General features: G+C 36.2%; 8 protein-coding genes. 7 read left to right on the top strand and 1 reads right to left on the bottom strand.

Going from position 1 to position 12,092, the window contains the following annotated elements; translation table 11 throughout:
• Positions 1-224 precede the first annotated feature (224 nt).
• On the top strand, positions 225-557 hold the full coding sequence (locus tag LY28_RS01435; RefSeq protein ID WP_133250169.1) for a hypothetical protein: 333 nt from the start codon (positions 225-227) through the stop codon (positions 555-557).
• Positions 558-603: 46 nt separating this feature from the next.
• Here LY28_RS01435 and LY28_RS01440 read toward each other — a convergent pair whose 3' ends face one another.
• Complete coding sequence (locus LY28_RS01440) at positions 604-1,323, bottom strand: class I SAM-dependent methyltransferase (RefSeq protein WP_110460396.1); 720 nt, start codon at positions 1,321-1,323, stop codon at positions 604-606.
• A 186-nt stretch (positions 1,324-1,509) separates the two neighbouring features.
• Between LY28_RS01440 and LY28_RS19000 the strand changes: the two genes are divergently transcribed.
• The 6 genes from LY28_RS19000 to LY28_RS19330 all read left to right on the top strand — a co-directional run bounded on the left by LY28_RS19000 (position 1,510) and on the right by LY28_RS19330 (position 12,053).
• A complete protein-coding gene (locus LY28_RS19000) occupies positions 1,510-1,677 on the top strand; it encodes a hypothetical protein (RefSeq protein WP_165835463.1) in 168 nt (55 codons plus the stop codon).
• Between the two features lie 504 nt (positions 1,678-2,181).
• Complete coding sequence (locus tag LY28_RS01445) at positions 2,182-3,357, top strand: recombinase family protein (RefSeq protein ID WP_242981113.1); 1,176 nt, start codon at positions 2,182-2,184, stop codon at positions 3,355-3,357.
• A 531-nt stretch (positions 3,358-3,888) separates the two neighbouring features.
• Entirely contained in the window at positions 3,889-4,371 is a 483-nt protein-coding gene (locus LY28_RS01450; protein ID WP_110460398.1) for a copper amine oxidase N-terminal domain-containing protein, read from the top strand.
• A gap of 90 nt (positions 4,372-4,461) precedes the next feature.
• Entirely contained in the window at positions 4,462-5,745 is a 1,284-nt protein-coding gene (locus LY28_RS01455; RefSeq protein WP_110460399.1) for an S-layer homology domain-containing protein, read from the top strand.
• A 12-nt stretch (positions 5,746-5,757) separates the two neighbouring features.
• On the top strand, positions 5,758-8,046 hold the full coding sequence (locus tag LY28_RS01460) for a PKD domain-containing protein (protein WP_110460400.1): 2,289 nt from the start codon (positions 5,758-5,760) through the stop codon (positions 8,044-8,046).
• Positions 8,043-12,053, top strand: coding sequence for a hypothetical protein (locus tag LY28_RS19330; RefSeq protein WP_207658043.1), 4,011 nt, complete (start codon positions 8,043-8,045; stop codon positions 12,051-12,053). The genes LY28_RS01460 and LY28_RS19330 overlap by 4 nt, the downstream gene beginning before the upstream one ends.
• Positions 12,054-12,092: the final 39 nt, after the last annotated feature.

Below are 12,092 nucleotides of genomic sequence, written 5' to 3' on the forward strand. Positions count from 1 at the left end.
GACGAAAAACTTGAAAAAGTCTAAAGGTTCTTTGGAAGTATTATCTCAAATGAATGGTTAATGTGTAATGCGCTCTTTTATTGAGCGCTTACGTTTCAATAAAGAAACAAACATATCTTTCGATTGTATATGATATTTATTTTGAACATTATTATCCATGGTATGAAGTATCAGATCCTGAGCGGAGTGAAGAGTATCGTAAGCACTTAGAATCTGAGTACAGCTTGATAAAAAAACAGGCAGATAAAATTGAGGGAGATATCCATCTTTCTAATAAGGCATCTGTTTGTGCATATTATAAGGCACCAGATTGTCATTTTAACGATAGCACTGCTGGCTTTGTATCAAGTCCTAATATAAAACAAAGTCCAATTTTACTGTTAGGAATTCTGGCAATAACTATTTGTGCCTTTGGAATTGCCCTTGTCATATACATAATTTTAGGTAAAATGCAGATTCAACCAGAAAAATTTGCAGGTATCTTTGCTGCAATTACGGCAGTTAGTGCAGGGTTATTCACATTAGTTTTTAACAAAATTTCAAAATCAAAAATATGACTAAAGCAAATTACGGTTCAAGCCTTAGTACGATAAAATATCGGCTTCAGCCGATATTAATTGTTGACTTTTGGGAAAGTAAAATTATGTTATGGGCAATTGAATAAGATATTGGCTGAAATAAAATATCAATACATCCAAAACGACCAGAAAGTTTCTCATTATTAAATATACGGTTAACTAGAGCACTCATGCAATGAAAACGCTTGCGTTTTAATGTAATAAGAGAATTTTCCTTTAATAGTTGATCCACAATTTGTTCGGAATATAGCCATAAGGTATGGGTATGTCCAAGATACTGATATTGCTGCAAAGAAGCTCCCTTGCCATAATCTTTATTAAACCATAGCTCACCTGTATTGCTCCGTTCATATTTAAGGATAAGAACCCCTTCCGGCTTTAATACTCTTGACAGTTCTCCTATACTTTTTACTACATCACAGTAATTGATTACACTGCCTACGCAAATTAATGCATCAAAACTTGAATCGGGATAAGGCAAATTTTCTATTGAAGCAACAGCGTGCCTTGGAAATTTCTTTATCAAATTTTCTACGATATCAACATGATGGCATGTTCCTAACAGATTATATGCACTTCCTCCAGATCCTGCGTTGAGATAAATAGAATCTTTATTTAATCTTTTTGTCAGAGACTCCATAACAAAGTCTATAATACACCTATGTGTATAGTCATACCAGTTATTATTTTCTGGCCATACATTTTTAAGAGATGAGTATATTTCTTCCGGACTTTCATTAACCAAAATATCACTCCCCAATGGTTATTAATGAAAAATAATTATGTTATTTATATTGTAATAATTAAATAAATGATAATAATAAATTATCCTGTAAAGGAGACAATATCTAGCAAGATAAAAAAATAAAAACAAGGTGTAAATCATATAGGACATGCCGTACCAAATAAACTTATAGCAGGGGGGATACGCATGCCTGAAAAAGTGATTATTAAACCTGATATTACACCTGAAGAGAGATTAAAGAGGCTCAATAACATAGCAGATGTACTTACTCGTATTACAGGGTTTAAATATGAATACATAGATAACGATAAATTACCGGAGGAGCAGAGAACTAAAGCAATAGGCAAAAAATAGATGGGAATGCTTAGACTGCATTTAATTAAGAGTGGGCTGCGAGATAGTTTTACTCTATTAACTCCTGCCTTTTTTATTGACATAAAAATAAAAAATAACCTTAAAAGCTATTTCAAATTTTTAAAAAGCATGATATATTACTGATAGCTTGGAAAGCTCGAAAACAAAGTTTGTACAAACATAGTGCATTTTCGAGCATAGAAAGCCGGCGTACTGTCACAAAGGCTTTACTAAATAGCAAGGATTTTTTTGAAAATGCAAAAGATATTCAGGAGCTTATATATAAAAAGTTAAATAATGATAAGAAGAAATATTTTCTGCTTTAATTCATGGGTAATATCACAGGAACATTATGCGATGCTGTATATTTTTCGGGCTTGCTAATTTTTTGTTTAAATTAATTCTAATAAAAATCATATATTTAATTTTAAATTTTGGGCTTTTCATAAGCAATATGCAAAGTTACCTTCGGATTTTTTATCTGTTAAATATAATGTCCATTGCTTGATATACCTTGAACGGTACATACGTGACATTTCTAAAAAGATAAGAGCCAATCTCAGATTTAAGATAGAGCAGGGAGAATATATAGGCAATGCTCCATATGGTTATATTAAATCCATAAATGAAAAAAACAAGCTTGTGGTTGATACAAGAACAGCTCCGGTAGTTAAAGAAATTTTCAGCCTTTATAAAAAGGGCCATGGCTATGCGGCAATAGCAAATATTCTTAACCAAAAAGGATATCCGTCACCCTCATCAAAAAACTCGGATATTCCCATAACTCCTTGGAATCAGGTATCTGTGCAGCGAATTCTATGTAATCGCGTATATATCGGAGATACAGTACAAGGTGTCAGTGAAAAAATAAGCTTTAAGAATAAAAAGACAAGGAGACTGCCATTTGAAAAGTGGATAATAACAACAAATACCCATGAGCCCATAGTTAATAATGCTGACTTTGAAGAGGTACAAAAAATAAGGGCAAAGAAGCGCTCAAGTCAAGGCTACAACAGAAGCACGACACATTTTCTGAGTAACCTCATATTTTGCGGGAAATGCGGCAAGGCAATGTATGTAAGGGCACGAAAGGATCGGCCTGCAGGATACATTTGCAGCTCATATGCAAAAAACGGATGCAATGCCTGCTCGAGCCATTATGTATCGGAACAGGCTATAATTGATGTCATTACAAAGGAATTGCTTGAAATGCTGGCAAACAGAGCACTTATAGACAGTATATATTTTAGAAATGAAGATAATGAGGAGCGGGAACAGCAAATAAGAGAAAGAATACAGAAAAATGAGCAGCAAATCATTGTAAAACAAAAACAGCAGGATGTACTATATAGTGACAGGCTTGAGGATAGAATATCCGAACAGCTGTTTGTAAGAATGAATCAGATCATAGAGTCTCGAATCAGCTCACTGAGCCAGGAACTGGAAGGGCTGAAGGAAGAGGAAAACAAGCAAATTGATAAGGTACACGTTATTGATAATTTTATAAATAAAATAAAAGTTCAGGGAATTAACAAGAATATTATAGATTTAATGGTTAACCGAATTGTAGTATACGACTGCAATGACAATATAGAAACAATGGGGAATACTTCAGATAATGAATTAACTAACGGATTAATTGTTATTGAATATAATTTTAATAACTGGAGGGAGATATAGGCATAAATTATTATTTAAACCTTCCTGGTTTAAAACGTAAGCCTGTAAGCAGTGATATTAAACGTAGCTCCGGAAATACCAGAGTAAGTTATGGTTCAAGCCTTCGTACGGTATAATATCTTGTGTGAGAAATCCTTAACTAAGCTAATGAGGATAAATTATGTTACAAATGTGAATCTGCGAAGAAAAATTGTTGTTAATATCAGTGAAGCACAAAAGACAAAGAATTTTGTACAGAAAAAGTCTGACCGTTAATGTTCGTGCCGATGTGTTATAGAGCATACGTCAGAAAAAATGGAAAAATTATAAAAAGTACTTTTAATTTACAAAAATAGGTGGTATAATAAGTTTCAGTATTAAAAGGTCAGCCATTTTATGTCTGTTCTGTACATTTATTTCTATTTGGGTACAGTGCCGGCATATATTTAATATTTCTTAACTAAGGCAATATATTTTAATTTGTATTGTCAATTATTTTCAACCTTTCAATTAGTGCTAAATTTAATAAAAACCAAAGGAGTACATGTCTGCATGTTAAAAAGTTTATTTTGCATGATACTGGGCTTTGCTGTTTTATATACCTGTATGTCTTCGTCGTCCTCCGCAACTCAAAATATTATTGTAAGCATTAACGGAAAAAGGCTGAGCTATTCCGAAAGTCCCATAAATGTAGACGGAAGGATATTAATACCGGCTGCTGCTCTGAAGGAAGAGCCAGATATCGCTGTAGAATGGGTAGGCAATACAAAAGCATTAGTTATTACACATGCGGTAAAAAGTATAACAATTTATTTAAAAATAGGACAACCCGGAGCTCTTGTCAATGGCTCGGAAAAAGAATTGGAAGGAACACCGGAAATTTTTAACGGAAGAGCATTTGTACCGCTTAGATTTATTTTTGAGAGTATGGGAGCAAAAGTTGAGTGGAATGGCACAATGAAAACGGTGAATATTACATATGAGGGTACAGAACAAGAAAAGTCCCCTATCCTGCCTATGCCTTGGGATTTTTAGAAAGCCTGCGGCATTAAAGTCCTATAAGTTTACAAAATAAATTGCAAAAAATATAAATAAGATCAGTTTAAAATTCGGGAGGACATAAAAGTGAAAATTACTAAAAGATTGATATTTGTTTTTTTGTTTTTAACATTTACAGCTATAAATACTGCAGATTTAGCGGCAACACAGAGTTTTTCAGATGTTAAGAGCAGTTCCTGGTATTATGTATATGTGAACAAGCTAATGAGCATGAGCATTACCTCCGGAATAGGAAACAATAAATATGGGCCGGACAACCCTGTTACAAGAGCGGAGTTTGTAATATTTATATGTAAAGCAAACAAGCTGGTACAGGAGGAAGGGTATACATATTCAGACACTGATAATCACTGGGCTGGCAATTGGATTTCGGCAGCTGTAACAGCAGATATAATCGACCGGGGAAATGCTTTCTCTCCCGACAAGGCTGTTACAAGACAGGAAGCAGTGGAAATGCTGTGCAGATCAATTAATCTTGAGGAAGATACAGAAAGGATGTCCCCATATACAGATGTCAAAGCAGATAATGGCTTTTCGAACAGAGCTTATAAAGAATTCCTGATGCAGGGTGTTATTGTTAACGGTAAAAGGTATTTCTATCCTTCAAATAACATAAAGCGCTCAGAAGCAGCAGCTGTAATTTCTAATCTTGTGGACTACAAGGCTGATACCGAAAGCTACAAAGCAGTAAAAAAAGCCGAAATTGAACAACAAGAGCGTCAGGCAGATGAAGCAAGGAAAGAAGCAGAAAGATATGCAGCATGGAAAGAAAGTGTGAAAAATATTCCGCCTGAGCTTTTAAATAACACACAGGGCTTGTACAAGGGTTCTGTCTATGAGAGTAATAAATATTTATGGACAGAAACAGAATATTTGAAAAACTGGGGAGCTAAATATGGAATGACGGAAGAAGAATTTGCAAACGAGATGGTACGGGTGGGGAGTAAGTATGCTGACCTTGTTGCAAATGCAAATTATAAAAATTTGGAGATATATGAATCTACTTTAAAGTCTATTTTAGACTATAATACATTAAATAATTATCTTATTAAAAAGATAGATTATGTTAAAGAGAATTCAATAATTTCCGAAGGTGGGTTTACTACGAGTATTGGCTTGATTTTATTTGCTGACTGGGGAAATCCTATACTTAGAGGTACAATTAAATATAAATATTCAAAACCAACAAATGCTAATATACTTAAAGCTGAATTAGTTGGTTCTACAGCTAAAGCATCTCAATTTGAAATATGGTATGAACAGGATTTTGAAATTGATTTCTATCCTGAAAAAGATGGACTTAAGGTTCAACGACTGCAAGGAATATCTGAAATTAGGATATCAGATTAATGGAGAAACTATATGAAAAAAACAATATATATATTAATTTGCATTATAGTGCTTTTTTATACTGTTGAGACAGTATATTCAGCTAGTGATCCAAGTGGAATATTAAGAATTAAAACTGACGGCGCCTCTCCCAAAGAACACCAAGCCCTGTCAATGACCGTTGATTCAATTCCTTCCAATTCTCCGCTTCAAGCCTTCTGCATAGGCTGGAATTTTACCTTTACTAATCAGGAGGTTTCCTCAGCTCCTGTTTCGGTTTATGTGCCATTATCAGGTATAAATACTGGAGGTGGCACCAGAACCTATACATTCCCTTTGACCACAGGCTGGACAAGGGAATTTACCGGGATTGAGGGAGGTAAATCCATTCGCGATCTTGTGGATAATAAAGCAGTCTATGACAAAATTATAAAGGAGGGCTGTGTTGTACATGCCAACGCTAAAATACTGAAATATAAGTATACCGAGGGAAAGCCTGCTCCGATGGGAACATATTCAAACGGTGCAAATTCGCCTCCGAATGTATTTGCGGACACGTGGAAGGATATTGAGTACATAGACGTTAATGGAAATAGGTGTGGAAACTTTACCGAATTTTCGGAAACATTCAAGACAAATACAAAAAGTGATTACTATGAGCTGAGCTTGACACTTGCGGCTGAACCTATACCGCTTCCCAAAGTTGCTTTGGAGCTTCCGGAAAATAATTCAACGGTTCCACTGGGAACCGCTGTAACCTTCAGAGGCTATGGTACAGGCTGCCACCATATAGGAGGCTTTGTAGACGGTAAAATTTACGGTACTGAACAGGTTAATCCAAAAGATGACTTAAACAAGGAAATGACATATGAAGTTACTGTGATACTCAATCAGGCAAAGGATTATACCTTTCAAATAAAAGGCAGAAATACAGCACTTGCGGAAGATGCTGACTCGGTAATTGCAGTATCTGAAATACATACGGTTCATGTTGTGGCACCTGAGCCTGACAAAGGGAATATCCATATAAAATGTCTCGATTATAATACCAATAAAATTATATCCGACAGTACTATATCAAACATTTCATACGGTACATCTAAAATAATCTCCGGTCCGGAAATAAACAGCTATTGTGCGAAAGGCTCCTATTTAACATATGGAGGCAAAGCTTCTTTAATACCGCCTTTACTATACATGCAGCCAGGTGTTTTAACTCAATCTGTAATACTCTCAGATACAGATCAAAATGCATATCTGTATTTCTGGTATGAAGAAGTGAAAGGTCCCGTAGCATTAATCGATGCACCGCAAAAAGTTCAGGCAGGCAATGAATTTACCGTATCGGCAACACGTTCGTATTGTAAGCAGGCAGGTGCGGTAATCACCGCATATGACTGGTCGACAGGACTAAAACAGGCAAGCGGCACTGTATGCTTTGAAAATCCCGGTACATACTCAATAAAATTGACTGTAGCTGACAGTAACGGATTAAAGGGCAGCACAGTACACGAAATAGAGGTCACACCTCCCACTCCGGCTGCAAATATCAACATATCAGGCAAGCTAAAAGAAAACAGGAAAATAGTCATAAGTGCAAAGCTGAGTAATACTCCGAATTTTTATCCTATGAGATGGGACAAGACTGAGTGGTATATAGAACCGGATATCGGTACAGGTGCAACATGGGACTTTGGAGTGAAACTTAGAGATGGAACAGTAATAAAGCTGCTACAGAATACAGACCAGCGATTTTTAAACGGTCAATCTGATTTTTTCTTTCAGGCAAGGGACTCCGGCATCTATAAGGTAAAACTATCCTTAACAAATACTTATCCTGCAAACGATACCATTACAGGAACAATAGCTGTAACAGAGGATAAACCTCCTGTAGTGGTTCTTGAAGCACCAAATATAAATCTGCGTGAAAATGAAAATCCAATAGACGGCACAAAACGCAAATTTGGCATAACCGCAATATCAGATAAATCATATTCTCCAGATGGGGATACAATCGGCAAAAGAATCTGGAGCTACAGGTATAACAGCAGTAACAATACGGACAGCATGGGGAAGGATATTTTTACCGATGATATTACAAAATACAGGTATACAGGTGCTTTGTCCGAGCCGTTTCTGCCGGAAGAAGGGTCACGTCTGTTAGTTAAAGACGATAATTCTGAAACTGCGGAGCTTTGGTGGTATGATGTGGGATTATACAGAATTGATTTGATTGCAGAGGAAGTCATACCTTTCGAAGATACAATAAAAGAGCTATTGTTGCCTTCAGATATACGAAGCTCGGTTATAACGGGGTGGTGATAAAAATTAGATACAAGCTGAAAATTTCAAAGAATATTTATAAAAATCAACGTTATAAAATAAAAATAGCTGGACCGATATTAATAAATATACTGCTGCTTTTGCTTCTTTTCATACCGCATACCTCTGTATACGCATATATTGATGCAGAAGGAGAAAATCTTCCGCCGTTAGCATCACTGGAAATAAGCAAAAGAAGAGTGATAGACATAAATATAGCTAATGACGGTACAACAGGATACAGTACAGCAGCTTTAAACAGTAAATTGAACGAAAGGCTTAAAACGAGGTTTGCGGCAGAGGGAATCGATTATAAGGTAAATGTTATTGATGCTTATGACAAAAACATCAATTCAGTCAAATCCAATCTGGAAACAGTAAATTTTGATACAGGAAAGCTTTATTATCCCCGGAATAAAATAGGACCCTTTGGAGCTGACTATAGCAGAATAAGCGGAGGTATAAAAGGGACAGTAGCTTATACCGTTGAACCCGGCAAATTAACTGTAAGCAGCTATATTCTTGATAATGAGGCATGGAATGATAATATTAATTGCGCCAATGACAGGTATTTATGCGTAAAATTTTATTCGGACTATGAAAAGCAAAACCTGATTTCTGAGAAAAAAATTACATGGTCTAAAATAGGCAGAGCGAAGAATAATCCTGATGATTCCGATAATTCAGCCGGAAATAATCTTGAGCTCCTGTTCAGTGATGATGCTAAGTGCTTTGATATTTTAGTTTCGGGATATTTTACCATATCCTCGAATTATGGAGGCTACTTCTCATATTCATTAATGCAGGATGGAAAAAATCAATTGCAATGGCTGCAAAATTTATCTGTATACAGTGAAAATATAAAAAGAAAAGCATTCATATGTGAAAATGCGTCGGTACTTACATGGAGACAGAATGCGGAAAAATATTATGTAGACTTCAGCAACAGAAAGTATTCTGAAAACAAATACGGTGAAGGAAAAGCAGCATCGCTTTTATATTTATTTGATAAAAATATAAGCCTGATAAAAATAGGCAATAACTCAACAAAAGAAGATGCACGTATTTTACTGAGAGATAATGATAACAAAGGACTGTTTATTAATAATGAGGAGTTATATTCAGCGGTTAATGAATTGGCAGAATATATAATATCCTCAGGCAGACAGGCTAATGCTGAAAAGCTGGAAGACGGCAGCTATATAGTTGTGTCGGAGAATGAAATGCCTTTGGCTTTTGAAGCTGGAGGAATAGATAATAAGGGCTCTCAGATTGCCGAACAATCTGCCTTAAGAACTAAAGAATATATAGAGGTAGACAACGGAGGCAGCTATATAATAAAAGAAAATAATTCGAAGATAGATTATGTAAATGTATATTTCTATGATTTTAATCTGGAGGCTTCGGTTCCTATAAAGGTTGCAACAAATAACAGATTTGAGATTCCCCTGAACATATGCTTTATAAAATTGACTTGTGTTGGAGCGGATACAGCAAGGGCAAGCAAAATGACAATTGTTGAAAATTGTTTGGAAAATGGAGACATATTGGATTATAACCCAAAGGTATCCGACAATGAAAATGACTCTGCTGATATAATATTCAAGTTTTCGCATGATAACAGGAATATTGCAGGAAATGCCATTACCAATCAAACTGAAAAAATGATTTTCAGCGGTATTGAGCTTTCAGCTCCCGCAGAAAGCTTCAGCAAGCCGGGAACATATGTAATATCAATGCTTGCAAAGGACATGCCAAAGCAGACAGCGGATACTGAAAATTTATTAATAAACGGTAATGCTGAAGCTGCAGACATATCCGGTGGTTTGGAGGGCTGGGCTGTCTGGGCGGAAAATCCGGGTACAACCTCTTTAGCAAGAAGAACTATTCAGCCGTATATTTTATCAGGAAAGGGCTCCTTTGAAATATCCTCGCAGATACAGAGTCAGAATGAAACAACAGGAGATTTTCAGAGTGATTCTGCATGCTTTTACATTGATATTGCTGCGTCTCCAAATACAAGCTACAAATTAAGCGGATTATTGTACACACTGAAATGCTCGGGTAATTTTGTTATATATGAGATAGACAACAATTATAACATAATAAAAAGCCATAGCTCTGATAAAATTACTGATAGCGAAAATATATACAAAGCTGAAAATGGAGTTGAATTAGTAAGTGCAGATAAAATAACAAGCTATATAGACAATACTGAATACGACGGGCTCAAACCAAGTTCCGTATTTTTTACAACAGGATATGGGACAACTAAGCTAAGGGTGCATATTGTAAAATATCATACAGTATTAGGCATAGAGCCTGAATTCCAAAATATTACAGATAATGGAACGGGGAATACTTCGTCTGATGAAGCTGTATACAGCAGTCCTATTGCAAATAAAGCTTATTTATTTGCTGACAATATTACGTTAGTCAGGATGCTTCCGGACACACTTTTTGACAAGTACAGGAAGACCTCGATTCCGGCTGCTAAAATAATTTATGCACATAGGTTGCCCAGAGCGGAGTTTACCTATAAGATAGAAAATGCTGCCGGAGTATTCAAAATTAAGAAGCTGGCAGATGAACAGCTTTCATATGACCCTGACCATACTGATAAATTCAATAAGGGAATAATCAATAATATGTGGCGCTGGGCTGAAATAAGTGCAGACGGAGATACAGAATGGCATAATGGGAAAGTGCCCGAAGAAAGAACATTTTTAGCGGGAACGAGAGTACTTATTTGGTACATGGTACAGGACAGTGACGGAATAAACGGAGAGGGAGGGTGGAGCAAGCCTAAGGTTGTAAGCACAGACGGGTGCCTGTCAATTCCAGAGGCAGTATTTCTTGCCGCTCCGAATCCACTGCCTATGCAGAAGGAACTGAAAATATCAGACCAGTCTTACAGCCCAAACTATGAGGCGGAAATAAAGTCAAACTGGATAATTAAAAAAACAAGTTCAGGGCTGACTCAAGTTTTGACCTTTGACAGAACTGATACGGCAGATGGCAGTTATTATAAGAAATTCACAGGCTTAGGCTTTGGACAATTTATAATAACACTATCTGTGACTGACAGCTATGGAAAGGTATCTAAGCCCTGCAGCAAAACAATAAACGTAATAGATAATATTAATCCAGCTGTTACAGTCAGTCAGGCTAAGGGAGCCTTCGGAGGGGAAGAAGGAGCAGTGGTTTTAGTCACAGGCTTTGATTCAGCTTTGAACAAGGCATATAACAGAGGACTGAAAGCAATTACTTATATATGGTCAAAAAATGCGTTGGAGCCTCAAAGCAGTGACTTTGTGCAGGCAATAAGCATTCAAAGGGAAGGAGTATATGAAGAGAGCTTTACAGCCTCCCAAGCTAAAGAAGGGATATGGTATTTGTATGTAGTGGCTGAAGATTATGCGGGAAATAGAAATAATGAAAATTACGACAGATTCGGCCCTTATACTGTTGAAAAAATCAAAGCCGGAGGCTTTTTTATCACAATGATGCTGGATGCAGGCTGGAGGGCTTATTATTTTGACTTGAATAACGGCATAGACGATAATCACGACGGAATCAACGATAGATATATAAGACGTTCAAATACAGATATCGGTACGATAAAAATGCCTATAAACTATTATAGCTTGGTAGGATATGAAAGAACATATATTAAGGCGGGCTATAAGATTAAAGGCAAAATAGAAATTTCTGGTAATCCTGATTATGCCGGCTTTAATATAAACTATATAAAAAAAGGGAAAAAGTACACAGACACTGTTTTATTATCAAAGGCTGAAGGAGATACGTACACCTTTGAATGGATTATTCCATTGGAAACCGACAGCAAAACCTTTGTCAGTTTTGACCTGATAACCAAAAAATATGATAAAACTTACGGAAATGAGAAATGGCTGGATACATGGGATATAAGAAATGAATCACGATTAATTTTTTATGTTAAAGGCAAGGCAGCAGATGACCTGATTTATGTTCAAAGCCAGTAGGCTTGCCAAAGTCAATTGCAGTCAAGAGCCTTCAGACGG

The sequence above is a fragment of the Ruminiclostridium sufflavum DSM 19573 genome, assembly GCF_003208175.1.
GTDB classification, from domain to species: Bacteria; Bacillota; Clostridia; order Acetivibrionales; family DSM-1351; genus Ruminiclostridium; species Ruminiclostridium sufflavum.